The sequence below is a fragment of the Clostridium beijerinckii HUN142 genome (assembly GCF_000621745.1).
Taxonomy (GTDB): domain Bacteria; phylum Bacillota; class Clostridia; order Clostridiales; family Clostridiaceae; genus Clostridium; species Clostridium beijerinckii_A.
Genome location: NZ_JHXK01000031.1, coordinates 1 through 26,189, shown reverse-complemented (window position 1 = coordinate 26,189; position 26,189 = coordinate 1). Strand labels below are relative to the sequence as shown.

The 26,189-nt window shown below is 29.1% G+C and carries 22 protein-coding genes, 1 tRNA gene, 1 rRNA gene and 1 pseudogene; 6 read left to right on the top strand and 19 right to left on the bottom strand.

From position 1 onward, the window contains the following. Nucleotides 1-171: 171 nt before the first annotated feature. Nucleotides 172-714 (top strand): annotated as a pseudogene (locus T483_RS32170) (anaerobic carbon-monoxide dehydrogenase catalytic subunit); the annotation flags it as partial. 384 nt (nucleotides 715-1,098) lie between these two features. On the opposite strand, the gene T483_RS0114365 reads toward T483_RS32170, so the two are convergent. The 3 genes from T483_RS0114365 to T483_RS0114355 all read right to left on the bottom strand — a co-directional run bounded on the left by T483_RS0114365 (nucleotide 1,099) and on the right by T483_RS0114355 (nucleotide 3,876). After that, entirely contained in the window at nucleotides 1,099-1,638 is a 540-nt protein-coding gene (locus tag T483_RS0114365; protein WP_026887495.1) for a glutathione peroxidase, read from the bottom strand. Nucleotides 1,639-1,875: 237 nt separating this feature from the next. Next, nucleotides 1,876-2,736, bottom strand: a complete 861-nt coding sequence (gene yabG / locus T483_RS0114360) for a sporulation peptidase YabG (RefSeq protein WP_026887494.1) — start codon at nucleotides 2,734-2,736, stop codon at nucleotides 1,876-1,878. 141 nt (nucleotides 2,737-2,877) lie between these two features. Beyond that, nucleotides 2,878-3,876 (bottom strand): CotS family spore coat protein, encoded by a 999-nt coding sequence (locus tag T483_RS0114355; protein ID WP_026887493.1) that lies wholly within the window; start codon nucleotides 3,874-3,876, stop codon nucleotides 2,878-2,880. Nucleotides 3,877-3,984: 108 nt separating this feature from the next. Between T483_RS0114355 and T483_RS0114350 the strand changes: the two genes are divergently transcribed. Continuing rightward, nucleotides 3,985-5,106 carry a glycosyltransferase family 4 protein gene (locus T483_RS0114350; RefSeq protein WP_026887492.1) on the top strand — a complete coding sequence of 374 codons (1,122 nt, stop codon included), beginning with the start codon at nucleotides 3,985-3,987 and terminating at the stop codon, nucleotides 5,104-5,106. A gap of 288 nt (nucleotides 5,107-5,394) precedes the next feature. Here T483_RS0114350 and T483_RS0114345 read toward each other — a convergent pair whose 3' ends face one another. From T483_RS0114345 to T483_RS0114335, 3 genes are read right to left on the bottom strand one after another with little or no spacing between them, the layout of a single operon-like run. Beyond that, nucleotides 5,395-6,450, bottom strand: a complete 1,056-nt coding sequence (locus T483_RS0114345; RefSeq protein WP_026887491.1) for a CotS family spore coat protein — start codon at nucleotides 6,448-6,450, stop codon at nucleotides 5,395-5,397. A gap of 55 nt (nucleotides 6,451-6,505) precedes the next feature. Then, the gene (locus T483_RS0114340; RefSeq protein ID WP_035790205.1) at nucleotides 6,506-7,312 is read right to left on the bottom strand and encodes a spore coat protein; all 807 of its coding nucleotides are present in this window, start codon (nucleotides 7,310-7,312) and stop codon (nucleotides 6,506-6,508) included. Nucleotide 7,313: 1 nt separating this feature from the next. Beyond that, nucleotides 7,314-8,330, bottom strand: a complete 1,017-nt coding sequence (locus T483_RS0114335) for a CotS family spore coat protein (protein WP_026887489.1) — start codon at nucleotides 8,328-8,330, stop codon at nucleotides 7,314-7,316. Between the two features lie 127 nt (nucleotides 8,331-8,457). Here T483_RS0114335 and T483_RS0114330 point away from each other — a divergent pair, with 127 nt between their 5' ends. Then, nucleotides 8,458-9,576 (top strand): glycosyltransferase family 4 protein, encoded by a 1,119-nt coding sequence (locus T483_RS0114330; protein WP_026887488.1) that lies wholly within the window; start codon nucleotides 8,458-8,460, stop codon nucleotides 9,574-9,576. A 156-nt stretch (nucleotides 9,577-9,732) separates the two neighbouring features. Here the strand turns inward: T483_RS0114330 and T483_RS0114325 are convergent, their stop codons facing one another. From T483_RS0114325 to tsaD, 5 genes are all read right to left on the bottom strand, one after another. Next, entirely contained in the window at nucleotides 9,733-10,887 is a 1,155-nt protein-coding gene (locus T483_RS0114325; RefSeq protein ID WP_026887487.1) for an ABC transporter substrate-binding protein, read from the bottom strand. 12 nt (nucleotides 10,888-10,899) lie between these two features. Further along, nucleotides 10,900-11,208: a PTS lactose/cellobiose transporter subunit IIA gene (locus T483_RS0114320; RefSeq protein WP_026887486.1), complete on the bottom strand. Its 309-nt coding sequence runs from the start codon at nucleotides 11,206-11,208 to the stop codon at nucleotides 10,900-10,902. A gap of 201 nt (nucleotides 11,209-11,409) precedes the next feature. Continuing rightward, nucleotides 11,410-12,642 carry a S1C family serine protease gene (locus tag T483_RS0114315; RefSeq protein WP_026887485.1) on the bottom strand — a complete coding sequence of 411 codons (1,233 nt, stop codon included), beginning with the start codon at nucleotides 12,640-12,642 and terminating at the stop codon, nucleotides 11,410-11,412. Between the two features lie 261 nt (nucleotides 12,643-12,903). Continuing rightward, nucleotides 12,904-13,905, bottom strand: a complete 1,002-nt coding sequence (locus T483_RS0114310) for an alpha/beta fold hydrolase (protein ID WP_026887484.1) — start codon at nucleotides 13,903-13,905, stop codon at nucleotides 12,904-12,906. Between the two features lie 9 nt (nucleotides 13,906-13,914). Continuing rightward, on the bottom strand, nucleotides 13,915-14,934 hold the full coding sequence (gene tsaD / locus T483_RS0114305) for a tRNA (adenosine(37)-N6)-threonylcarbamoyltransferase complex transferase subunit TsaD (protein WP_026887483.1): 1,020 nt from the start codon (nucleotides 14,932-14,934) through the stop codon (nucleotides 13,915-13,917). 475 nt (nucleotides 14,935-15,409) lie between these two features. On the opposite strand from tsaD, the gene T483_RS0114300 reads away from it, so the two are divergent. Both T483_RS0114300 and T483_RS0114295 read left to right on the top strand, forming a co-directional pair. Further along, complete coding sequence (locus T483_RS0114300) at nucleotides 15,410-16,108, top strand: RusA family crossover junction endodeoxyribonuclease (RefSeq protein WP_026887482.1); 699 nt, start codon at nucleotides 15,410-15,412, stop codon at nucleotides 16,106-16,108. A 21-nt stretch (nucleotides 16,109-16,129) separates the two neighbouring features. After that, nucleotides 16,130-16,693 (top strand): GDSL-type esterase/lipase family protein, encoded by a 564-nt coding sequence (locus T483_RS0114295; RefSeq protein ID WP_026887481.1) that lies wholly within the window; start codon nucleotides 16,130-16,132, stop codon nucleotides 16,691-16,693. Nucleotides 16,694-16,772: 79 nt separating this feature from the next. Here T483_RS0114295 and T483_RS0114290 read toward each other — a convergent pair whose 3' ends face one another. Together T483_RS0114290 and yedF are read right to left on the bottom strand one after the other, a co-directional pair. Next, complete coding sequence (locus T483_RS0114290; RefSeq protein ID WP_026887480.1) at nucleotides 16,773-17,729, bottom strand: NAD(P)/FAD-dependent oxidoreductase; 957 nt, start codon at nucleotides 17,727-17,729, stop codon at nucleotides 16,773-16,775. Between the two features lie 24 nt (nucleotides 17,730-17,753). Then, nucleotides 17,754-18,326 (bottom strand): sulfurtransferase-like selenium metabolism protein YedF, encoded by a 573-nt coding sequence (yedF, locus tag T483_RS0114285; RefSeq protein ID WP_026887479.1) that lies wholly within the window; start codon nucleotides 18,324-18,326, stop codon nucleotides 17,754-17,756. 289 nt (nucleotides 18,327-18,615) lie between these two features. On the opposite strand from yedF, the gene T483_RS0114280 reads away from it, so the two are divergent. Continuing rightward, a complete protein-coding gene (locus tag T483_RS0114280) occupies nucleotides 18,616-20,499 on the top strand; it encodes an LTA synthase family protein (protein WP_026887478.1) in 1,884 nt (627 codons plus the stop codon). Nucleotides 20,500-20,565: 66 nt separating this feature from the next. On the opposite strand, the gene T483_RS0114275 is transcribed toward T483_RS0114280, so the two are convergent. The 6 genes from T483_RS0114275 to T483_RS0114250 form a co-directional block, all read right to left on the bottom strand. Next, a complete protein-coding gene (locus tag T483_RS0114275; protein ID WP_026887477.1) occupies nucleotides 20,566-21,375 on the bottom strand; it encodes a putative ABC transporter permease in 810 nt (269 codons plus the stop codon). A 45-nt stretch (nucleotides 21,376-21,420) separates the two neighbouring features. Next, complete coding sequence (locus T483_RS0114270; RefSeq protein WP_026887476.1) at nucleotides 21,421-22,764, bottom strand: TldD/PmbA family protein; 1,344 nt, start codon at nucleotides 22,762-22,764, stop codon at nucleotides 21,421-21,423. Nucleotides 22,765-22,766: 2 nt separating this feature from the next. Beyond that, nucleotides 22,767-24,152 (bottom strand): TldD/PmbA family protein, encoded by a 1,386-nt coding sequence (locus T483_RS0114265; protein WP_026887475.1) that lies wholly within the window; start codon nucleotides 24,150-24,152, stop codon nucleotides 22,767-22,769. A gap of 290 nt (nucleotides 24,153-24,442) precedes the next feature. Next, nucleotides 24,443-25,573 (bottom strand): polysaccharide deacetylase family protein, encoded by a 1,131-nt coding sequence (locus T483_RS0114260; RefSeq protein WP_242841865.1) that lies wholly within the window; start codon nucleotides 25,571-25,573, stop codon nucleotides 24,443-24,445. A gap of 172 nt (nucleotides 25,574-25,745) precedes the next feature. Continuing rightward, nucleotides 25,746-25,820 (bottom strand) — tRNA-Asn (locus T483_RS0114255). 72 nt (nucleotides 25,821-25,892) lie between these two features. Next, a 23S ribosomal RNA gene (locus T483_RS0114250) occupies nucleotides 25,893-26,189 on the bottom strand; the annotation flags it as partial.

Here is a 26,189-nt window from a genome sequence, read left to right as displayed (position 1 = left end):
TATATCATATAAAATTGACATTATCCTTCTAAAATTCATTCTTAACCACATCGAAATACTATTTTCAAAATTATATATTTGTTTCTTATATTTTTGAACTTCTATACATACTTAACTTTATCGTAGGAAAAAATTATTATACGATATTGATATATTCAAGGAGTAAATCTTATGAGTGAAGAAATATTATAAAAATCTGAAAGAAGAGTAAGCTACCATGATTCAGTTGAAGGAATGCCCAAAAGAATTAGAGATGCATATCTATCTAATTTATTTGATAGATATGCATCTCAAGAGAAGATAAAATGTAAATTTTGTCTTCAGGGTTTGAGCTATCAACTATTCTCAAATGATCGGTGTAGAATAAGTGAAAAAACGGACAAGAAAAAGGGGGATGCGGTATAGCTGGAGACGCTATGGCTATGAGAAACTTTCTTTTAAAGAATATAATTGGCTGGAACTTACAGCCATCACGCTTATGAGCCTTTTAGAACATTAAAAAGGCTACTGGTGAAGGTAAAACTCCTTTTACAATTACCAACATTGACAAATTTAAATTGATGTATAAAAAATTAGGATTTTATAATACTCAAATAAAGACTTGAGATGGTTCAAGATATAATTTTTGAAACGCCTAAACCTCATGAAGTTAATATGTACCTAGGAATTATGGATCATGATTATGTGAATATAGTTTTCAATGGCTACTAGCCTTGATCTGAAGTTGCTACGTTATTAAAAGAAAGATCTAATGGTGCTAAAGGACTTAGGATTAAGCTAATATTTATATATAGAGATAAACTTTCAATTTTAGTTTAAATCTTAGCCTAATACATAACCGAAAGTTTAATAGTACACAAAAATTGCAGTCACTTTGTTAAATGAATCCAGGAATTACCTATAACCTCACGTTCTTATATTATTATAAGTTAACAGAACAATCTTGAATTAAATGTAGACTATATATATAAATGGCTTCACTTTTTATTATCTAGTCTTAATTTTCATCATTTTACAATTTATTCTTTATCTTTTTCACTACAAAATAAAATACTCCTTTAATCACAAATGTATTAAAAGAGTATAAATACTTATTTTTTATTTTTCATTGATTAATTTTTTGATTTGATCAGCAATTTTTTCCGGTTCATAAGTTGGTGCAAATCTAGCTATTACTTTTCCTTCTTTAGATACAAGGAATTTTGTAAAGTTCCACTTAATATCATCTCCACTTGTATTGAAACCTTTCTCTGATAGAAGATTATACAATCCCTTTGACGCATCATCTTCACTTGCAACAGGAGCCTCTTTCTTTAAGAAAACATACAAAGGATTACTATTTTCTCCATTTACATCAATCTTAGCAAAAGTTTTAAAAGTTGTTCCATATGTTAATTTGCAAAAACTTGATATCTCTTCATTAGTCCCTGGCGCTTGTTCAAAGAATTGGTTCGATGGAAAATCTAGTATTTCAAATCCGCTATCTTTATATTCATCATAAAGCTTTTGAAGACCTTCATATTGTGGTGTGAACCCACATCCTGTGGCTGTATTGACAATTAATAATACTTTCCCTTTGTAAGTATCCATAGAAACCAAATTTCCATTTATATCTTTTACCGAATAATCATATATCATTTTACTTCTCTCCTTATCATATTATATATAAAACTAAGTGAACAAACTATATTTTCACAAATTATATTTTATAAAATTTAATTTATTAAAATTATTATATATTCAATTATTATTTTTGTCAATTATAAATATTATATTCATTAATTATAAACAAAAGCTCCAATACTCTTATCAATTGTTTAGGAGTATTGAAGCTTTTAATTATTTACTTTATTTAATTACCATCTAAATTGCTTATTAAATATAAGGAGATTTAGGATATCCTTCTCTATACTTTCCCCTAGTCTGCAATCCTCCAACTCCTTTTATTCCTGTTATCGTATTTTCAATTACATCTGTTATTGAAACTACCTTATCTATTCTAGTATAAGCAATCTTTTCACACACAAATACAGGATCAAGACAATGAATTAAAACTCGATTCGGACTCGAAGCAAAGTTTGCACCTACATCTAATATTCTTTCATAGCAGCTTTGGCAAGCCCCTGCAAATATCACTAATTCATCATAACTTGAATTGTAGTTTCTTAAATTTTTGACTGATTCTAGATAGTATTTTGAATTTCTATAATTATCTAAATTCAAATAATCTCTTGGCTCCCTTAAAACACTATCATGTCCAGTTAAAACTACTATATCCGGTTTTACTTCTTTTACTAAGTCTACTATTACTTCTGGTTGATCTTTTTCCGCTATTGCTCTACCTACCGCATCCAAAGATAACTGCTTATATACCTTTAAACAAGTTTCCATGTACTCACTATCCCCATCTACATGAAGAATCTTCCCAGGTCTTCCAAACATTAATTCATTCTTCGTCTTTATCTTAGGAGACTTTTCAACTTTATCCCTAAGATCACCTCGGAGTATCATAGCTTTCTTTATAGCCTCATTAACTCTTCTATTTAATATTTTATCCTGAGATCCACTATCTTCTTCAGCCATTTCAAGATCCTCTAAACTTGCATCTGCTATTATTCTTATATTAATTCCTTTTAGAATTATATTATACTTTCCGCCGCTATCTTTAATATCAATTATTTTAAAAGTAATATCTTTATTGTAAGACTTTCTAACAACTATATCACCTATTTCCATTACTTTCTCCTAATATATTCTTCCACAGTTTATAATATGGTAAAAATTATTAAAGGTTTCTAATTAATCTTTTTTAAATAATAAATGAACTACCACGAAATAATTTTTCAATTATTTCGGTAGTTCATATTATTATGTTTACTATATTTTATATTCATTCTTAAATTTTTCTAAAAAGTTCAGGTATTTCTCTTGTTCATGTATTATTGATTCTAACTTACCTGCAAATGTATTTTGTCCCCAATTAACTTCATTATAATAATATCTATTTGCAAGCCTCCAATACCTTTGTGGAAATTGAAGATATGCATATAATACCTTATATTCCTCTGGTTTTAATGTTGATACCGAATCATAAGATTCTATAATAGCTGTTGCAAATTCCAAATTCCACTCAACCCTCTTTAGGACCTTTATCATAAAATTACTTATATCAAAGGTTCTAACTTCTCTTTTGCAGTAATCAAAATCTATAACATGTACATCCATACTATCACTTAAAATTATATTATGATAAGTAAAATCATGATGACAAAAGCTTTTTTCATTCTCAGCAATTGCACATAACTCATAGTAATCCGATTCATTTAAGGTTATTAATGATTTCTTTCCAATCTCCTTATAAAAATCCATGGATTGTAAATAAAGCATATCAAAATCACTTTTTATACTTTTTTTCCTTACCATATCTCTCATTTTATCCAAAGATTTAATTCTTTTTTCTATTAAATGAGGCCATCTGCCAAGATCACTTTTTAACTTAGAATTCTCAGGTGGATCATAACCTTTAGATGCTTCATGGAGATTAGCCAAGGTTTTTGCTGCTATTTTTACTTCGTCTATATTATGAAAGTCACATTCCCTTCCTTCTAACCATTCCGACAAAGTATATAAGTCTTCATTAACCAATGCATAAGGCTCTCCATTTATGTTTAAATAGTATTTATCTAAATTATTAAAACCATTTTTTCTTAAGTGCTCTTTAGCACCATACACGAACAATAACTTTTGGGGTCCATAATTTATTTTTTTCAAACATCTTTCGCCCTTATCTGTTTTAAGATAGTATACGCCTTTATTTGCCTTTATTTTTTCTATCTTTATATTGAATTGTCTTTCAATTTCAAATTCCCTCATCATACTTCTCACCTCCTGTATATTTATATGAGGATATCATTTCTTTTATTAACATTTTTTATATTCTTTTAATATAATAGATTAAGACAAATGCTATGAAAGGGTTTAATAATGAAAATAGGAATAGATGGCAGAGCTGCAAAGTGGTATCGAGGCACTGGTATAGGTACCTATACTCACCAGTTAATATCGAGTCTCAACAATGTTGATAGTTATAATAACTATTTAATTTTCACACCACAATGCGACTTTATAACTGATTTAAATAATAATTTTAAAACAGAACTTATAGAATCAATACCTTCTAATAGTTTTTGGGATGATATAAATGTTCCCAATATATTAAATAATGCAGACATAGAGCTTTACCATGTCCCACAAAACGGGGTTGGTCTATCAGAAAATATTGAATGCAAAAAAGTTATTACTCTACATGATATAATCCCTTTAAAAATGCCTGAAACTGTTAGTGATAGATATTTAAAAATATTTAATAATGAATTACCTAAAATTTTAGATAATTGTGATGGAATAATTACTGTGTCTAATTACTCTAAAAACGATATTTCTAAGGAATTTAACTTTCCTGCTGAAAAGATTTATGTTACTCCATTGGCCGCTGAAGATATTTACAGACCTATGAGTAAATGTAGATCTAAAGATTTTATCACTGATAAATATGGGATAAGAGAAGACTTTGTACTTTACGTTGGAGGATTTAGTCCACGAAAGAATATTTTAGGTTTAATAGAAGCCTATTCTAAACTCCCAAGCAAATTAAAAGAAACTTTCAAGCTAGTTATTACTGGTAGGAAGGGGCCTTCTTATATTAAATATAAAAATAGAGCTGAGGATCTAAATATCTCTAACAACGTGATTTTTACTGATTTTATTCCCATTGAAGATATGCCATTATTTTATAATGCCGCAGAAGTCCTCGTATATCCTTCTTTTTATGAAGGATTCGGTCTTCCTCCTATAGAAGCTATGGCCTGTGGGACCCCTGTAATAGCTTCCAATGTTACGTCATTACCTGAAGTATGTCATGAATCAGCGCTTTTCATAGATCCTAATGATATTGATTCACTGTCATATGACATAGAAAGAGTTTTAAGCAATAGCCTATTAAGGTTAACTATGGTCAAAAAAAGCCTAACGCGAAGTAAAAACTTTTCTTGGAATAAGACAGCGTTAGATACAATATCTGCCTATGAAGCTATAATAAATTCGTAAAATAATGCGCTAACTATATAAAACAAAATTCATATTTTATAAAACTAGTAAAATTCCTTCATAGTTTTTGTAATTAGTTATCTTATAAATAATCTATAATACAACAGTTTCAACAAATTAATTTCTATAAAATTATCAATATAAGGCAAGAAAATCCTTTATGGTTTTCTTGCCTCTATAAATTTTCAATATTTTTTAATTAATAAAAAAACCAACATCCTATTTACTAGATAAAATATTGGCTTAATCAGAATTAATATATATAACTAAGTTCAACTCATATTTAAATTACTTCTCTTCATTAAAACCCATAGAAAGTTTATTTTTTAAGACTTTTAAAAACTCATATCTAAAATCTTCATTGCCCAACTTTCCTTCAAATCTATTTAAATACACTTCATATTCCCAATTCTTTCTCTTATGATAATAATCTCTTGATATTGTATAAAAATCTTTAGGAAACTTTATAAGCATATATAAGAGCTCTTTTTCTTCTTTTTTTAAAATAGACACATTCTCATATCCATTAATGCAAGTTAGCATCTTGTCCACATCAAATGCGGCATTTTTTATACACTTTAAAATAAAATTCCATATATCCATTACTCTTAAATCTATAGTCATAAAATCAAAATCTATTATATTTATTTCATTATTTTTAGTTAGGAAATTATGATAAGCTAAATCATTATGACACAGGCGAATAGTATCTCCATCTTTCCTTAAATTATCATATTCACTTTTTCCAAGCTCATTTTGAACTTCTTTAATTTCATTTAGATACTTGTCTACATTGCTCATAAATAATTTATCAAATTCATTTTTATATTTATATTTATCTACTAAATTCCTCATCCAAATCAAATCATCATATGCTTGTTGAATTTTATCTTTCAAAGATATATCTAAAAAATCCTTTTTATATTTATCTTTCAAATATTCTCTTAATCCTTTTGAAGCTTTATGCATTAAAGCTATATTTTCTGCGCAAAGATCAATTTCTACTGGATTAGAAAATGATGCTTCTCTTCCATTCAATATATCCATAACAATGTAAATCTGCCCATTCCACTCTTTATAACATAAATCATTTTTGAATTTTTTATATGTTATTACATGTTCATAATTCTTTTTTACATAATCCAATGAATCACTTATTAGATTGACCCGATCCACACCATAATTTACTCTTTTCAAGATTTTATTTCCTTCATCTGTATATACCAAAAATACTTTTCTAAGTGGTACAATATCATTTACTTTTATTTCTAGTTCTTCGAAAAACTTTAGGCTCAAATCATAATCGCATAAATAATTTTTTTCTGAATACTTAGTTCTATTCATATTCTTCCTCCTAACAACTAAGCTTTAGGTATAAACAATAACTACCTTTAGTTACCTATATGATAAAATTTTTACTTTCATACTTTAAACTTTTCTTCAATCCAGTTAGTAATTGACTTTCATTCTTGGCTTTCTTACCATTAGTACACTCTATATTGGGTATATTATAAATTTCTCTTATATTGTCATTTTTGCTATCTCTGTATCTCTCCCAAAACCTTAAAAAGTCCTTTGGATAGCTGCAAAGCCCCCTTAAATAATCAAAACTGCTAATTGATAAGTGTGATCCATGTACAAACAACTTTATTAGCTCTTCTTCATCTATATTAATTTCTTTTCTTTGCAACTTCTTAATATAATTATATAAATCTTCTTCTACTAAGTTGTATGTCATACCTTTTATTGTACACACTTCTATTTTTTCATTGTTTTTTCTTAAATTACTTTTATCAACCTTACCAAGGCAAATTTCTTCCCTATTCATGCTGCGCTTTATAACGCCAAAGTAGTCATGTTCATAAATATAATTTATAGCCTTGTTAGCTTTCTCTAGCATTATTTTTCCATTTGATAATATAATGTTCTCTATCTCATTTGTACATGTTTTATTTGATATATACGCATAATGCATTTGCAATTTTCTTATCTGCACTTTATGAGATTCCACTTCTCTTCCTATTGTACTTTTAATTTTGCTTAATCCTGTAAGATTACCACCTAATAGCAATTTATGAAATTCTATAATCAAATCAACTTGAGAAGTAATATCATTTCTCTGCATATTTTTATCATAACTAAAACATTGTCCAATAATAGCTATTCCTTTTTTATTTAAATACTGATTAATTAATAATTCATCCATATTAATTTCCCCCACTAAAATAACTATCAACAAACTCTTCTCTAAATTCACAATCGTTTAAATACTTCTCTAACTTATTAATGAAAAATTCTTCGCCCCATGGTTGCTGTTCCCAATAAACCTGTAAACCTATTTGCCAGAAGGCCTGAGGAAATCTTATGAATTCTCTTATTATAGACAGTTCTTCTTTTCTTATTTCTATTCTCTCACTATAGGCATTTAAGATTAGATCGCATTTGTCACTTTCCCATTTTCCATCTTTCATTGCTCTTATTAATAAAGAAGATACGTCATGAAGGTGTGAATCTAGTATGCAATAATCAAAATCTATAATATTAATATTTTTCTTATTATCTATTAATATATTATGATGAGCATAATCATGATGGCAAAATCCTCTAAAAAAAACTTCCTTCTCCATAATCTTCACATAATTATTTTTTTGAAGACCTGCTATACTTTTTTCTGCTCTGTTTAATTCTTTTTTGATATTCTCCAAATATAATAAATCAAAATCAGATTTATAAGCTTTTTGACTTATTCTATTTTTAAAATCAAGTATTTCTCTTTTTCTTGTTTCAAAAACATCAATCCATGAAAACCATCCAATCCTTGGTTTCATTTCTTTCTCTAATGTAAAACCTTTGCTGCACTCATGCAATTTTGCAAGCTCATTTGATACCATAGCTAATTCTATTGGATTATCATAATTACTTACTCTTGATGGAATCCATTTTGTTAAATAAGCATACTTTCCTTCTATGTTCCCATATTCTTTTTTTTCTTTATTCATAATGAATTCAGGAATATCTCTAAATCCATTTCTTTGTAAATGTTTCATTGCAGATAAAATAAAATAAAAGTGAGAGAATTCATATTTAACTACTTTTAAACAATATCTCTCATCTTTTGTGGTAACTTTATAACTATTTTTTACTTTTTCAATATCCTCTACATCTAAATTATAATTTTCTTCAATATAGCCTTTAATTTTAGGTATCTCCTTATTATTCTCCATTAACTTTTCCTACCAGCTATTATTTATTTTTATTATATGTGCTCAAATAATTTATTGTGATTTATATTCACAAAAATAAAAACAAATAATATTCTATACTATATATGTATTTTATTGAGGTGTTCATATGAAAATTGCCATTGACGCTCGTAGTTCCACTTTACATCAAGGAACTGGAATTGGTACTTATACTAGTAATCTTATATCAGAAGTTCTTTCTTTAGATTCAAATGATAAATTCACTTTATTTTGCTCTGGAAAATTCAACAAGGAATTTAATAAAGAAAATGTTAATATAATTTATTCTTCAGGTAGACATGGCGGTTTTTATGAAAAATGTTATATACCTAACACACTGACCAAGATTCATGCCGATCTATATCATATCCCTCAAAACGGAATAGGATTAGATTTTGATACAAAAATACCAACTATAGTTACAATTCATGATCTAATTCCATATACAATGCCTGAAACTGTTGGTAAAGGATACTTGGAGCGATTTTTAAATAATATGCCAAATATAATCTCTAATTCATCGGGTATTTTAACAGTTTCTGAATACTCTAAAAAAGATATATTGAAGTTCTTTAGTTTTTATCCCGAAGAAAAAATATTTGTAACTCCGCTTGCAGCTAATAATAATTTTAAACCATTAGATAAAAATGAATGTAGGCTATATGTAAAGAACACTTTTAAGGTTGATGATCCTTATATACTATATATAGGTGGATTTAGTTTAAGAAAAAATGCTTTAGGGTTAATCAAATCATTTTGTAAAATTTATAAAGACTTGAATAAACCTTATAAGTTATTACTTGGAGGTCCATTAAAAGATGAGGGTGAAAAGTTATTTTCATTTGTTCAAGAAAATAACTTACAAGATAAAGTTGTTTTTTGTGGATATATAGAAGATGATATTCTTCCTGTTCTTTATAGCGGGTGTGATGCATTTGTATACCCTTCCTTCTATGAAGGATTTGGACTTCCTCCACTTGAAGCAATGAGCTGTAAGGCTCCAGTTATAACCTCTTCCATAACTTCTATTCCAGAAGTAACTGGTGATAGTGCAATTTTGATAAATCCATATAATATAGGAGAATTAGAAAAAGCTTTAGTAGATCTTTTGAATAATGAAACTTTAAAAGCTGAGCTTAGTGAAAAAGGCTACCTAAGAAGTCTTAACTTTACTTGGAATAAAACCGCCCAAAACACCTTAAAAGCCTATAAAAGTTTAACAACTTAAATTTTTATAGTTACTCAAATCGTCAATATACAATCAAATTTGAATTCAGAGTGATATTTTAAATACTATTTAAAATCAAATCAGCATTATAAGAAATACTTTAATGTTTTTCTCATAATGCTGATTATTCAAAATTAATAATATGATTTATTATTGTTAACTGTTATTTATTCTAAGTTCTTGTTTTATCTTTATATATTCATCATAATTACTTATGCTTGGAGTTTTTTCTTCTATATTGCTTAATACTACAAGAGGACTATTCCCAATAAAATTTTTCACAGGTTCTTCAATATCTTTAGTGTTATAAGTATATAGATAACTTGAGAAAAACTTTCCAGCCTTCACATACTTAACAGCCTCCTTATTGTTAGTTATTACATAAGTTATAAATTTTTCAACTAACTTGTCATTCTCGCTGTTTTGATTTAATATTAGCAAATTATCTCCTTCTGATGAAAAAAACTTATTAGCTCCTGGTTTAAGGCTAGGCACATTATTAACACTCCATTCGCAAGGAACCTCTAGTGCTGCTATTTCCTTCATAGCATTGATAGAAGATATTCTTGCTAAAAATTCCCCTCCACTTTGTAAATTTAAAATATTATTATCCTCTAGTTTTTTTATCATAGCTTGAACTTCTGACTTAACTACATCTATGCTTTTATCACCATCACTTAGTGTTTCCATGGTTACTAAATCGATTAAATCCTCATAATCATGATCAGTTGCATTTATTATAAATATCTTCCCGTTACTTTTTTCATGAATATCCTTTCCAATCCTTATGATATCATCCCACGTGTTCAAACTATCCCTTTCATAACCATAACTCTTTAGCATATCTTCTCTGACATAAAAAGCTAATGGTCTAGATGTTAATGGTATCCCTATGGAATTATCACCATATTTAACTTGAGCCACCCTATACTTAGAAAAATTCTTAGCGTATTCGCTCAAGAGTTTATCATCTTTATTATAGTACTCATAGTCGTCCAATTTTAGTTTATCAAAACTAAATCTGTCTATTTGCGCTATGTTAGAAATTTTTGATTTCGAACTTCCTTCTGAATTATAATTAATTATTTGGTTATAGTTTTCTAACTTCTTTACACTTATTAGAGTCCTATCATTCTCTTTCATAAAATTATTTGCGCACTCAACTAGATAGTCATAGGAATTCTCGCTTACTAAAAGTTCTATATTTCCTCTAACTTGCTGCTCTTTATTCGGTTGAAATAAATTAATACTTACTATTCCCATTAACAAAAGAATTGAAAATACAATAGCATATTTAATTTTATTTTTCATATTTATATACCTCTATTTGATAGAACTTATTTTTTTATGCACTTCTATTAATTCAACTGCCAAATCCTTTAAAACCATTGTCGTCATTAAGTGGTCTTGCGCATGAACTAAAAGCAAGGAAAATTCTATTTTCTCATTTACAGCTTCCCCTTGAATCAAACTTGTTTGAGAATTGTGTGCATATCCTAATTCTTCATCAGCTTTTACTATTAGTTCTTTAGCCCTATCAAAATTACCTTCTTTAGCTAAAGTAATTGCTTCCATAGAAAAAGTTCGTGCTTCCCCGCTGTGCATTATTATGTTTAATATTATTTCCTCCATATATTTATCCCCTTCTCCATTTAGATATCTAAAAAACTAATGAACCAAGATACCTTACCCTTATAATCTTTAATTTTACTACTTTTCTTTAAAGTTTTAAAGAATATTATTTTGATGCAATAAAAACTAGAATTGATAATATTATATTTATCAATTCTAGTTTTAATAATCAGATACATTTAACTTTTATCTAGAAGGATTCTAATTAGATTTTTCTTCTAATACAACTGACAAATCAACAGTTTTCTTATCCCTAATTACCTCTATCTTCATAGTATCACCAGCATTTTTACTTTCCTTTATTGCCTTAAGTTCATCAAATGTCTTAGATTCCTTTCCGTCACATTTAACAATGATATCCCCGATCTTAAGCCCACCTTTTTCAGCAGGTGAATATTCCTCAACAGAAGATACATATATTCCTTCTACCAAATCGTATTTCTTAGCAGTAGCACTATCAAGTTCTCTTATTTGAATTCCTAAATTTAATATAGGCTTTGATAAAGCATCTATCTTATTTTTAACTTCATTTATAGGTATTGCAAACCCTATACCTTCAACCGGTGTTGATGATCCTGATGCATCAGAACCTATCTTCATAGAATTTATTCCTATAACTTGCCCTTTAGCATTTACTAATGGACCTCCACTATTTCCAGGATTAATAGCCGCATCGGTTTGAATCAGATTAACGCTTTCTCCATTTTCCCCTTCTATAGTCCTATTACTACCACTTATAACTCCCTTTGTAAGTGTTTGAGCAAAGTTCTTTGAAAGAGGCGTTCCGATTGCTATAACTTCCGCACCTGGATATATCTGATCAGAATCTCCAAGTTCTGCAACTGCTGGAACCTTGGTTCCGTCTTTTAATTTAAGCATTGCAATATCTTTCTTTTGATCGTAATTTACTACTGTTGCACTTACTTCAGTATTATCACTTAAAGTGACTGTAATTTCTTTGGCATTTGCAATTACATGATAATTAGTTAGTATATATCCCTCTTCATTTATAATAAATCCTGATCCCATCCCCTCAACTTCACCGTTTATAAATCCACTATTAGATGAACCTTTCGTTGAAACAATGACAACTGCTGGAGCAACTTTATTAAATGCATCTGCTGCTGACATTGCATCAGGAGTGCTTGCTGTGAAGGATTGTGGAATATAACTTGTTATTTGTTTTGTAGCAGCAACATTATTAGTTTTCATTAATGAGTAAGTAGCAGCACTTCCAACCGCTCCCCCTATCATTGTAAGAACTAAAACTCCTGCAATCTTTCCTAGTATACGCAAACCTCTTCCTTTCTTTTTCTTCGGCTCTACATAACTATTACTATTTTGAAAACAATTTTCCCATGCAACTTGCTGACCTTTATCTACCGGTAATGATTCTACATCAATAAATTTCTCATTATTATCATTATTATTCATGTATTTTCCTCCTATATATCAATTCTCAACTTATATGACTAGTAATTAAACTATACAAATTCGTTCTTATAAAGTATATTAGCATACTTTAAATATCTACTAGTATTATCTTTATAGTGTTAGTATAGATTTATTATGTGTCAAACAAATGACAAGAATATATAATTTGATATAATTTTTTATGAAATTTAGCCTAATAGAAGCTTTATTTCTTAAATATTCAATAATACTCAATACTTAAGAAAATATGCATATTTAGTATTACGATTTTTTAGCTACCTTTTTTGCATCCTTTAAAACACTATTTACGCCATTAACAACTGAGTTAGAATCTAATATAGACATTGGAGATCCTTCTATTTCTTCTTTATATATAGTTGTTGCTGCTGGATTAGCAATTTTTTTAACTGGATCATCTTCGTTATTAGTTATTAAATAGAATGGTTTGTTTCCCAATAATCCATTAGTTTGACTATTAGAAACGCCTTTATATAGATTTTCTAGTTCATTTGAAACTGCCTGTTTATAATTTTTTTTATTTTCAAAACTATAAAATTCATCTAATTCATTTTGATTTAGATACTTTTTAAAAGTATCATTTTCCATAGTTAGCCCTGCTTTATTCAGTAATGCAGTCAAACTAAAATTTGTACCTATTTTCTCAAATATACTTCTGTAATATTTAGATTTAACACTATCCTTAAATTCCTTAGTTTGAATATTTTCTTCTGATATTGGATTAACCAATACAACGCCTGCTACTGAATCTGAATACAAATTAGCAAAGTTACTAAGAACCAAGCTGCCATACTCCTCTCCAACTAAAACGTAGGGCTCTGGTGCTCCAGCTTTCCTAAGCAATGCTTTCAAATCTTTCGCCTGCTCTTCTGGTGTTCTATTGTCTCCACCATCATTAAATCCATATCCTTTTCTATTATATGTAAAGGTTGATATCTTCTTTTCCTCTAATGACTTGCAAACCTCATCCCATTCATACATTGTAGTTCCAATTGATCCATCAAATACTACAGTATAATCTCCACCAGTCTTAAGTTTATACTCCATTTTACGTCCATCTATTCTGACATACTTAAATCTTGATTTTAATCTTGTACTATCTACAAAGTCATTTAAAATCTGTACTAGAAAACCAAAGATAAATAATCCCACAAAAACGATAATACACTTTTTAAAAATGCTCCTCTTGTTGGTTTTATTTTTCTCAACCTTATGTACTCCATTTGAATGTGATAATAGCTTCATACCTAGCCTCTACCTCTCCCCTAGTTTTAAGTTAGGTTTTGCATTTATATTTAAATCTGATACTGCTCCCTCTTGATAGTTGAAATATGCTGCACTTCCTATCATTGCTGCATTATCTGTACATAATATAGGTGATGGAAATAGAATTTCAATTCCTTTTTTTCTACCTTCCTCTAGCAAAGTTTCTCGTAAACAAGAGTTTGATGCAACACCACCTGCCACTGCAATCCTTTTTACTCCCCTTCTCTCGCAAGTTAAGAATAGATTAGTCTTTAATACATCTATTATTGCATTTTGAAATGATGCGGCGATATCAGCTTTATTTATCTGTTCTTCCTTCATTTTTGCTTTATTCAAATAATTAAGCACAGCTGATTTAACTCCACTAAAAGAAAAATCTAGTGTATCATCCTGAAACTTTGCTCTTGGAAATACTATTGCATCTTTATTTCCTTCCTTAGCTAGCTTATCTATTTTCGGACCTCCTGGATATCCAAGTTCTAATGCTCTTGCCACCTTGTCATAAGCTTCTCCTGCTGCATCATCTCTTGTTTGACCAATAACCTCAAAATCTCTATATCCCTTTACATGCACAATAAAAGTATGTCCTCCTGAAACTACTAGTGAAACAAATGGTGGTTTTAGATCCTTATGCTCAATAAAATTTGCACTAATATGCCCTTGTATATGATTAACTCCAATCAAAGGCTTTTTCGACCCTAATGCTAATCCTTTTGCGTATTGAAGACCAACTAAAAGTGCCCCAACAAGTCCTGGTCCATAAGTTACTCCTATTGCATCAACATCATCTATTGAAATTCCTGCTTCTAATAACGCAGCCTTTACAACACTATCTACTGCCTCAATATGCATTCTTGATGCAACTTCTGGAACCACTCCTCCAAACTTTTTATGAGTATCAATTTGTGATGCAATTATATTTGATAGAACGTCTCTACCATTCACTACAACAGCAGCAGCAGTTTCATCACAACTTGATTCTATTGCCAAAATTATTTTTTTATCCATATCTAATACCTCTTTTTATTACAATTTAAATAAAATTCTTTATTATGATCTATCTAAATAAGCTTATTAAGCCTATCTAGAACTTAACTTCAGCTAATTTAACCAATAAAATTTTTGATATATTAGTTAAAATTAAGAGCAGATAAATTAAGTACTTTACAAGTATAATATTTAATCTATCTAAAATCTATTTTATCTTAAAAAAAAGATAAAATCTCGTATTTATACATTGTTTAATATCTTCTTAATATTTATAAAATTATATATTTTAATGCACCAACTATTCTACATTTTAATTACTAAAACATTATACTTTATATATGCAATATTCTCAAAGTTCAATTTTTTTAGTTTCAAAAATACACTTATCCTATATCTTACGCTTAAAATCCCATTATAATATTGGCTTATTGTATAAAAAGTCTATATAATGTATATTTGAAATAGTAAATATACTTTTACAAGGAGAATTTAAATGTCTAACTATGCTAAAGTTATAATTAAAGGATCACCAATTACAAAATCTAATTTTAAATTACACAATATGAATGGACGTGCAATCCTGCCGCATAGCTCTGGAAAATATCATGATAGGTATGCACTATACGAACAGGAAATAGCGCTACTTGCAAGAAATCAAAATCCTGATATTATTTTTTCTGAAAGCCTAATAGCTTTACTAAGAGTATATTATAAAAGTGAGAAGCGTCATCCAGATACCATTAATATTACAAAAAGTATATTTGATGGTATTGAAAAAAGTGGATTAATTATAAACGATGCTCAGATAACTAAAATCTTTACAGAAGAGTATTATGACAAAGAAAATCCAAGATTTGAACTAGAACTCTTTACTGAAAGTGAATATGATTTTAGTTATAAAATTGCTAAAAGAACTACTTCCTTGAAACCTAAATTATATTCTCCGATAAGAAGAAATATACTATCTGATAAAACTAGTAGTTCTGTAACTGATTCTCAAAAAAATAAACTTAATTGCAATGCTGAAAATAAACGTGGGAAACAAGCAAAAAAAGCTTCTTCTAACGCATTAATATCTAGTGAAATGACTATATGTAGCATTTGCAATAAAGCCATTATCTCAGATGATTATATAAAGGCCGATTCAGGAAAAACATTAATATGTAAAAAGTGCTTTAACAAATTATTCTAACTATATAAAAGGAGTCTGTATATGAATAATAAACTTGATATAATTTTCTTTGGAGATAGTCTAACTTTAGGGTATGGAGTGGCTAAACAAAATTCTTGGGTCTACAAACTTACGCAAGAGCGCGCTCTTTCATCATTAAATAAGGCTTGTAATGGTGACACTACCACTTCAATGCTTACTCGCTATAATGATGATGTTTTAATATATTCTCCATTAAAAATTTTTATAATGGGTGGTAGCAATGATCTTCTTCTAGGACGTAAGATTCCTTTTATAATTAGTAATATTGAAATAATGATTAAAGACGGACTAAGTATAGGTTCAAAAGTGACTTTAGGCATTCCCCCTAAAATTATTGGTGAAATGGCCAACTCGCTTTTTTCTCCTTCCCATCTTTATTCTTATGCAGAAAAAGAACTCTCATATTTAAAAGATGAACTTATTAAATTATGTAATAAATATAGCCTGCAATTTATAGACTTCTACAATTTGACATATAATAAGAATGATATTTATTTAGATGGAATTCATATGAACTCACTTGGCCATGACCTTATGTATGAGGAAGCTCTCTCTTATTTTTAAATCATATTATTCTTTAAACCAACTAGCAGTAATTTTAACTTTTCCTATATTACTGCTAATCATATTTTTATCATAACTTCTATATAATTTCCTTCAAAAATCTAGCAGCTCTAATTCCACATTGTATCCCATCAGTTTCTTCCATCCAAAACGCATCTTCTCCATATATAACATTTCCACACCCAAAAAAGCCATCCAAGGATGTTTTAAAATCTACTACTTCTAGTCCAAATGTTTTAGCATTTATATTAAAATTTACTTTCTTAATTACAGATGTTTCAGGTAAGAAATTAACTGATAATAAAAGTGAGTCACATTCCTTTTCTGTTACTTCTTTATTCTCTAAATTAACTATTTTCAGCTTCTCAATTCGTGTTTTTCCTTCAATTTCTGTTACTCTAGAATTTTCTATTACCGGTATATCAAAGCCATCAATAATATCTAGTATTTCAGAATCAGCCATTTCTTCAAACGTATTCTCGATTACAACCCCTTCTATATTTCCCCCTTCTACTATAAGCCTTCTTGCAACTATAAATCCCCATTTGTTTTTTGCTATAATTACAGTCCTTCTTCCTGGAAGATATCCGTCTAAATTAACTATTTTATGGGCTTCTCCCACAGTAAATATCCCTGTAAGTCCATTTGTAGGAATTATAACATTTCCTGAATATGTCTCTTTTGCTCCCATGGCGAATATTATTGCTTGAGCCGTTAAATCTTTAATACCATCTCTAGAATTTACGTATGTAACTTTCTTTTCCTGAGTCACCTCTAAAACTGTAGTATTTAAAAGCATTTCTATTTCAAATTCTCCTAACTGACTTTCTATAAAATCAATATATTCCGGACCTGTCACCAGCTCATCTAGAAAGTTTTTTCCAAAACCGTTATGAATACATTGATTGATTATTCCCCCAACGTTAGATTCCTTTTCAATAATGAGTATTTTTGTTATTCCTTCTCTTACAGCTCCAAGCGCAGCTGTCATCCCAGCTATTCCTGCTCCAATAATAATTAATTCATAATCTGGCATTATAATATCCTCCAATATTACTTCCTATAGCTTTATTAATTTCTTTGCTTTCTTCATTGCAACTACCATATCATACATGCTTGCTATTTCTCCAAAAGTTATTTCTTCTGTTAATTTATAATAATCTAAGGATGTATCACTTATTAAAAGTTTAACACCTTTTTTATATAACATTCGTATATCTTCTACAGCCTTAGAATCCTTTTTAAACAATTTAACTCCTGAATTTAAGAATAAAATTTCTTTCGGAAGTTTATCATACTCATTTAGCGCCTCAAAATATTCGCTCATTAGAGTTATTCCCAGGTCATCATTTCCTTCTCCAATTTTATCTCTTGTTATTAATATAGAAAAAATTTCTTCCTCGTCTTCAGATTCTAAGCAGCCTCTCTTTTCCATTTTTATTAAAAATCTATTTTCTTCATCTTCTGTATCTACCTTATATCCTTTATGAGCTGCATATCTTATGACATTAGAACGACCTAATTCATTATTTACTACAACAACAGCCTCTCCTTCTCCAATTGAATTAAAATACTTCTTAATTTCTCTTATTATTTGTAGGTATGTTAAACCTCTGCAATCTATTTCTTTCATATGTTTGGCCCCTTTATAAATATTTTAATCTATAATTACTATATCAAATTTCTCAATCTATTTCTCAACTAATATCTAACTTAATTCACAGGTATATTAAATTAAATTATTATACTTCCATTATATAAGTTTTCCCACATTAATAGTATACCATGCTAATTTTTATATATAGCTTTTTATTCACAAATTATTTACCTTTTAATTACTAATATATCATTAATTTATATTTGTTTAATCCATAAATTTATGTATACTATAATGTAGTGATATATTGAATTGAGGTGAAATCATGAGTTCTTTTAACTCAAATGTTGTTAACTTTTTTAAAAATAGCTTAAAAAATAATATGAAAAAAGATAAGGTTATAAGATTAATCTTCTTTCTAATAGCTTTGGTCTCTATAGTATTAAAAGGAATTATATTTCAAGGGTTTGTTACAAGCAAAGATCCATATACATTTAGCTTTTCTACTGGTTACGAATCCGCAAGTTCTTTTTTAAATTATTATATTGCCTTTACTTTAATATTCTTAAGTGTCTCATTATTATTTAAAGGCAAAGGTAGAATAATATACACTCTTGTAATTGATTTTCTTTTAACATTATTAATATTAATTGATCTTTGGTATTTCAGAGGTTTTTTAACTGTTCCATCTGCATTAATATTAACTCAGACTGCTAATTTAGATAATATGTCTGGAAGTATATTGTCCATGACTAGCAACTTAGATTTTATATTTGCATTTGATTTTATAATATTAGGCATATATGCTTACATAACCAGAAAATCCTTTACTCAAAAACATAAACAAGCTTTTAAAACATTCTTTTGTGCTTTTGTATTACCAATATTATTTATAATTTATGTACCTATTAGTATAACCGTATTCAATAATACAGATGTTCATAATGCTTACTTATTCAGCAATTATGATAAATCAAATACTGCTAAATATTTTTCTCCTATTGGATATCACATTATGGACTGTTATACAGTTTATAAGGATTCAAAACCATATAAATTAACAGATCAAGATAAAGCTGATATAAATGATTTGTTTGAAATGAAAAAAGAAAAACTTCCAGATAATGAATACCTGGGTATGGCAAAAGGAAAAAATTTAATTTATATTCAGGTTGAGTCTTTAGAAAACTTTGTCATCGGAAAAACAATTAATGGTAAAGAGATAACACCTAATTTAAATAAATTAGCTAAAGAATCATTGTATTTTCCTAACACCTTTGAGCAAGTTAACGAAGGGACAAGTTCTGATGCTGATTTAATGGTTAATACTTCAATGTTACCTTTAAGACAAGGAAGTACATTCTTTAGATATCCTAATACCAATTACAACTCGTTACCAAATTTATTAGAAGGTGAAGGTTATGCTACTTCTGCAATTCATCCTGATAAAGGTTCTTTTTGGAACTATAAAAACGGCTTGCTTGGGATAGGATTTGATAAATTTACTGATTACTATTCATTTAATGTTGATGAACAAATTGGCCTTGGTATAAGTGATAGAAGATACTTTGAGCAAGTTGTTCCTATGTTAAAAGAATTAAAACAACCATTTTACGCGGAAACTGTAACATTGACAAGCCATGGTCCGTTTGATCTTCCTGAAAAGTATAGAGAACTTGGACTCGATCCCGAATTAAATGAAAGTAAACTTGGAGGATATTTTGAAAGTCTTCACTATACTGATAAGCAAATAGGATACTTTATTGATCAATTGGATAAAGAAGGATTGCTAAAAAATAGCATTATAGCAATAATGGGTGACCATACCGGAATCCATAAATATTATGATGACAGTATTGGACAACTATCTCATAAAGAAGATTGGTACTTAAATACAGGAAACCCAACTGTTCCTTTTATTATTTATAACCCATCTTCCAATGAAGGAAAAACATTTGATAAAATGTATAATGGTGAAGTTGATGTAATGCCAACACTCCTATACTTACTTGGTGTGAATAAAGATAAATATGAAAATACTGCTTTAGGTAGAAACTTATTAAACACAAATAAATCTTTTGCAGTAATAACTAGTGGAACACTTAAAGGCGGAGAAACTCTAACAGATAAAGAAAAAGACATTTATAAGAAGTCATTAGATCTTTCAGATAAAATGATACGTGCAAATTATACTCATAATCCTAATTAAATAATGATATTGTTAATTATAGTAAAGAGATGGCCAAATGAAATTTAACCATCTCTTTTACTTTTATTATTTTTTCTTAATCTTTTTTATCTCTTCTTTTAACCTATCTAGTGAATGTTGGTACTTTAAAGATTTTATATTTGGAAATGCTTTAATTATTCGTTTGTTCACAGCTTTATTGTTTAAAATCAAATTCTCTAATTTAACTTTTAACTTATTAATTTGTTCTTTCGCATAAATGACCTTTTCGGTTTCCTGTTCTATTAATCCATCAAATATACTTAAATTTTGCTGTATCACTACTTTATAGCTTTCAGTCTTTTCTCTGATTTCATCAAATAAAGCACTCATTTCCTTAAGTTTTCCACCTAATTTCAGAACTTTAACCGTTGTAATTATTCCATCTGTTAAAAAATATAAAACCGAAATATTACAGAACCACATAGAAGCCCTTAATGATATATGACTAACTAAGTCTATTATCGTTGGATTAATAATTTTTATTGTAATTAAAGATAAAAGACCAAATAACACTGAATTTAATAGACATACTCTACCCTTTATATTAAATTTATAGCTTGAATAATCCCACCATTTAAGATTAAATATTGTTTCTAATAAGAAACCTGTTAAATACTCTAATATACTTGTAAAAATCATTGCACTTAAAAATAAAATTATATTATTATCTGAAATTGAAGCCAATAATATAATTACTATAAGTGCACCTGAACCATAGATAGGGCAAAACGGACCCTTTAAGAATCCTCTATTTACATACTCTTTATCAATTATAGAGCAATATATGGTTTCACATATCCACCCAAGAAAGCTATAAATTATAAAAGAAAAAAGATACATATAGATTATATTCATAACTACTTAACCTGCCTTAGCATATCTATCAAATTAATAATAAAACTATTTCCCAGCTATTGAAAGTTCTTTCACAACAACCGAAGGACATCCTATGCTACTCATCGGAAACTTCAAGTCACTTCCTACTTCCTCTATATCTTTCAATAATGTAAAGAAATTTCCGGCTACCGTAATTTGTTCTACTGGAAAGCTCTTCTTTCCATTCTCAATCATAAACCCTTTAGCCGCTAAAGAAAAATCTCCAGTTACAGAACTAGCTCCAGAATGAAGCCCTGCGAAATCTGTAATTATTACTCCTTCTTTAACTTCATTACAAAGTTCTTCAAAAGATTTATTTCCTGGATTTATATAAAAATTTGTAGCACTAACACCTACTATTGATGCATATGATGCCTTGAATCCATTCCCTGTGGATTTGACTCCTGCTTTATGTGCAGTTTTTAGATTATATAATAATGTATTCAATTTCCCTTTAGATATTATCTCTTTTTTAATAGTTGCTACCCCTTCGTCATCAAATGAAGTTGTTCCAAGCCCATCCTTTAAATGAGGATCATCAATTAGAGTCACTACGTCTGATGCTATAATTTCACCTTCTTTTCCTTTTAACAAAGATAATCCTTTTTGTGCTTGCTCTGCATTAAAAATTCCAGAAAAAGTTCCTAGCAGCGATACCATAGCCTCATTATTTATAACTATCTTATATTTACCTGATGGAATACTTTTCCCACCAATTCTTGAAAGAGCTTCTTCAAGGCCTTGTTTTGCTAATCTTTCTGGTTTAATATCATCTATCTTCTTAGCCATAACATATCCTGTTCCATCATATTTTTCACTATCATCTTGTATTATTGGAACGACATATGCGCTTAGGCTATTTCTTTCATTTTTCAAATTAAGCCCTTTTGAATTTATTATCCCATAAGTAGCTTTACCATATCCAATTCCACATCCTTGGAAACTTACAACTTTATCACACTGTTTTTTACATTCCTTCTCCATCTCTAAAGAAAGAGCTATAAGCTCATCAGGCTTAATATTATCTAAATCTTTTTTGTAACAATCTAATTCTTTATATTCCTTATCTCCTTCATATATAAACTGTTCATCATTATTTTCTATAGCAAGTGCTGCTTCTTTTGCATTTCTTATAAGAGTCTTTATTGCTTCTTCATCCAATATTTCAGTATATGAATATCCCATTTTATTATTGATTTTTCCTCTAAATGATAGACCAAAGGCATTATTTAATTTATATTTTTCAACTTCACCTTCATAAATATTTAAACTTAAGCTTTCAGCATCAGAATAATATATTTCAAACTCTTCAAATCCTGAGTTCTTAGCTTCTTTAAATAATTCTTCTTTAAATAATTCAAAATCCATGTTTATCTACCTCCAACAGTCATTTTCTTTACTCTAATCATAGGCTGACCTACATTGGTAGGAATACTTCCTGATGATGATCCACACATACCTTGAGCTACATCTAAATTATTTCCCACCATGTCTATATCCATAAGTACTTCACTGCCTTTACCAATAAGACTTGCTCCTCTTACTGGTTCCTGAATTACTCCATTTTTAACTAGGTATCCTTCTTGAACCGCAAAGTTAAACTCTCCAGTTACAGGATTAACCGATCCACCTCCTAGCTTCTTCGCATATAATCCGTCTTCTATAGATCTAATGATATCATCCGGATTGTCATTTCCAGCTGCTATATAAGTATTAGTCATTCTTGAAGTTGGTTGGAACTTGTAACTTTGTCTTCTTGAACTTCCTGTAGCCTCCATATTCATGCGTCTTCCATTTAACTTATCAATCATATAACCTTTTAAAACACCATTTTCAATTAAAATATTCTTTTGTGTTTTATTACCTTCATCATCTATATTTAGCGATCCCCAAGCATTAGGCACTGTTCCATCATCTATAGCCGTTACCTTTGTTGATGCTATTTTCTCACCTAATTTATTAGCAAAAACTGAATTTCCTTTAGCTACAGCACTTGCTTCTAAAGAGTGTCCACAAGCCTCATGGAATATAACACCCCCAAATCCATTATCTATAGCAACAGTCATATTACCTGCTGGGCAGTTCCTTGCGTAAAGCATCGTATGAGCTATTCTTGAAGCTTCCCTTCCGTGATATTCTGGATCAACACTATTAAACATCTCAATTCCCATATGCCTTCCTGGCCCTTCAAATCCAGTTTGGTTTTCACTGCCTTTTGATGCAATTGCACTTATACCTAACCTTGTTCTTACTCTTGTATCCTGAACATATACGCCTTCAGTATTTGCAATTAAAATATTTTGCTCTTTGTCTGCATAACTTGTAATAACTTGAGAAATATCACTATTATAATTCTTTGCTGCATTATAAGCACTTTTTAAAATTGCTATTTTTCTATCGTATGCAACATCTTTAGGATAATACAATATTGGATGTATTGTAGATATACTCTTTTCATTTAATATTATTGAATTCACTTCATTTTCATTTGCATCTCCCAAAGCTAGGGCTGCTCTATAAGCAGTATCTAAAAGACTACCTAAACTATTATTATTGGTATAAGCATATACACTGTTTAATCCCTTAAATATTCTTATTCCTATACCATAACTTCTTCCACCTATGGCGTCATCTACTTTACCATCAATTAATGCTATAGAATTATTAATTGAATTTTCCTCAAATATCTCAGCAAAATCGCCACCAGTTACTAAGCACTTTGCTAATACCTCTATTACAATATTTTTTGATAACATCTTATTCCTCCTTATTTTTGATATAAAGATAATTTTCAGTAATATTATAATTATATACATTCTATTATTAAGATTATTGTTATAAATTATAACCTTAGTACTTCCATATATGCAAATGTAATTATATATTAATAGTTTATCATTAATTATTTCTATTTCAATTAATTGATAAAAATAATCTTTTTCTCAATTGTATACAAAAAAAGGCTATGTTATTTTCATATTACTTGCATAACTAAAGTTTAGTTACACAAATTGAAATAAATGAAAATCAACATAGCCATATTAGGTTATTTCATAATTTTAAATTCATATCCTTGCTGTTTTAGATATTTAATTATTTCTGGCAAAGCTTTTGCAGTTTCCTCTTTTCCATAAGTATCATGCATCAATATTATTGCTTTTTCTCTTCCTGATACAGTTTTTATAACTTCTTGTTTTAACTGTTCTGCATTTTTATGTGCTCCTTCTGCATCCTGAGACAATGAATTCCAATCTATTTGATGGTAATCTTTTTCATGAAGAGCCTCATCCATTGCATTAGCACCTGCTGGATCTTTCTTGTCCCATGTCATTTGACCGCCAGGGAATCTAACAGCTCTTGTTGAAAAATCCTGTCCTAAAATATTTTTCAAAGATTGATTAGTTTTTTCAAAATCAGACATACAATTTTCTAAATTTATTTTTCCATTTGGGTATAAATATTTATAATTATGTGAATAAGTATGATTACCTATTGCATTCCCTTCTGTAATCTCTCTCTTAACTATATTTTTATTAACTTCACTTTCATCAATTGCTTTTCCCACAAGAAAAAAAGTAGCATGAACATTTTCTGCTTTAAGAGCATCCAGAACTTGTGGAGTTACAGTTTCCGACGGGCCATCATCAAATGTTAAATAAACAACTTTCTTTCCATCAGCTCCATCTGGCATTTGCCCTTTCATTTGCTGATTTAAATATTTCTCTATAAAAGCCACATCTTCTACTTCTGAGCTATTCTCTGAGTTGGATGCCTTGTTATCTATCTGATTTTTACTTCCTTTAGAATCTGAAATTTCATTTGCATTAAGCGTTTCTGCTGTTTGCTTATTTATAATAAATTTTTGCACTGCTATAACACTTCCTATAACTATAGCTATAGCCATTATCGTAAATAAAATAGCAAATTTCCTTCTTTTTATTCCTTTGAGATCTTCTTCATCAATTTCATCTTCATCAATCTCGAAAGGCCTTATATTTTCGCTAATCTCATTAGTTTCAGAATTATCCTCTTTTGTTTTAGAATCATCGTTTATTTCGCTATTTTCGCTATTTTCACTATTTCTAACAGTGTCATCAGCCTCACCAGTTTCATTTGTTGTATTAATCTTACTGGTTTCATTAATATAATTCATACTATTATTAATGTCATCACTCATATTATAATACCTCTTAGATTTCAATAGATTTTATTATCAATATACTTATTCTCTTGTATCTAGTTTAGTTATTAATAACTTTTCACATCCATATATAGTATAAGTTTTTAATCTATTTTATACAATAAAAAAAAGCCGATTTCTCGACTAAAAATTCTTTTCTTTATAAATATGGCTCCGCGAAGAGGACTCGAACCTCCAACCTATCGGTTAACAGCCGAGTGCTCCACCATTGAGCTATCGCGGAACATCATTTGAAAAAATATAATATTCTTTCAAAATTGCATATAATGTAAATGCATATTACAACTTGACTATATTGGTCAAGCCCTCGACCTATTAGTATCAGTCAGCTAAATATGTTACCATACTTACACCTCTGACCTATCAACCTTGTAGTCTTCAAGGGGTCTTACTAGCTTATGCTATGGGAAATCTCATCTTGAGGTGGGCTTCACACTTAGATGCTTTCAGCGTTTATCCCTTCCCGACTTAGCTACCCAGCTATGCTTCTGGCGAAACAACTGGTACACCATAGGTCAGTCCATCCCGGTCCTCTCGTACTAAGGACAGCTCCTCTCAAATTTCCTACGCCCGCGACGGATAGGGACCGAAC

Coding starts and splice junctions, on each gene's coding strand:
- T483_RS0114355 (WP_026887493.1), bottom strand. CDS start 3,876: ATGATGAGGGAATTTGAAATTGAAAGACAATTCAATATAAAGATAGAA.
- T483_RS0114300 (WP_026887482.1), top strand. CDS start 15,410: ATGTCTAACTATGCTAAAGTTATAATTAAAGGATCACCAATTACAAAA.
- T483_RS0114280 (WP_026887478.1), top strand. CDS start 18,616: ATGAGTTCTTTTAACTCAAATGTTGTTAACTTTTTTAAAAATAGCTTA.
- T483_RS0114315 (WP_026887485.1), bottom strand. CDS start 12,642: ATGAATAATAATGATAATAATGAGAAATTTATTGATGTAGAATCATTA.
- tsaD (WP_026887483.1), bottom strand. CDS start 14,934: ATGGATAAAAAAATAATTTTGGCAATAGAATCAAGTTGTGATGAAACT.
- yedF (WP_026887479.1), bottom strand. CDS start 18,326: ATGAAAGAAATAGATTGCAGAGGTTTAACATACCTACAAATAATAAGA.
- T483_RS0114325 (WP_026887487.1), bottom strand. CDS start 10,887: ATGAAAAATAAAATTAAATATGCTATTGTATTTTCAATTCTTTTGTTA.
- T483_RS0114275 (WP_026887477.1), bottom strand. CDS start 21,375: ATGAATATAATCTATATGTATCTTTTTTCTTTTATAATTTATAGCTTT.
- T483_RS0114270 (WP_026887476.1), bottom strand. CDS start 22,764: ATGGATTTTGAATTATTTAAAGAAGAATTATTTAAAGAAGCTAAGAAC.
- T483_RS0114365 (WP_026887495.1), bottom strand. CDS start 1,638: ATGATATATGATTATTCGGTAAAAGATATAAATGGAAATTTGGTTTCT.
- T483_RS0114260 (WP_242841865.1), bottom strand. CDS start 25,573: ATGAGTGATGACATTAATAATAGTATGAATTATATTAATGAAACCAGT.
- T483_RS0114350 (WP_026887492.1), top strand. CDS start 3,985: ATGAAAATAGGAATAGATGGCAGAGCTGCAAAGTGGTATCGAGGCACT.
- T483_RS0114295 (WP_026887481.1), top strand. CDS start 16,130: ATGAATAATAAACTTGATATAATTTTCTTTGGAGATAGTCTAACTTTA.
- T483_RS0114310 (WP_026887484.1), bottom strand. CDS start 13,905: ATGAAGCTATTATCACATTCAAATGGAGTACATAAGGTTGAGAAAAAT.
- T483_RS0114335 (WP_026887489.1), bottom strand. CDS start 8,330: ATGGAGAATAATAAGGAGATACCTAAAATTAAAGGCTATATTGAAGAA.
- T483_RS0114345 (WP_026887491.1), bottom strand. CDS start 6,450: ATGAATAGAACTAAGTATTCAGAAAAAAATTATTTATGCGATTATGAT.
- T483_RS0114330 (WP_026887488.1), top strand. CDS start 8,458: ATGAAAATTGCCATTGACGCTCGTAGTTCCACTTTACATCAAGGAACT.
- T483_RS0114265 (WP_026887475.1), bottom strand. CDS start 24,152: ATGTTATCAAAAAATATTGTAATAGAGGTATTAGCAAAGTGCTTAGTA.
- T483_RS0114290 (WP_026887480.1), bottom strand. CDS start 17,729: ATGCCAGATTATGAATTAATTATTATTGGAGCAGGAATAGCTGGGATG.
- T483_RS0114320 (WP_026887486.1), bottom strand. CDS start 11,208: ATGGAGGAAATAATATTAAACATAATAATGCACAGCGGGGAAGCACGA.
- T483_RS0114340 (WP_035790205.1), bottom strand. CDS start 7,312: ATGGATGAATTATTAATTAATCAGTATTTAAATAAAAAAGGAATAGCT.
- yabG (WP_026887494.1), bottom strand. CDS start 2,736: ATGGAAATAGGTGATATAGTTGTTAGAAAGTCTTACAATAAAGATATT.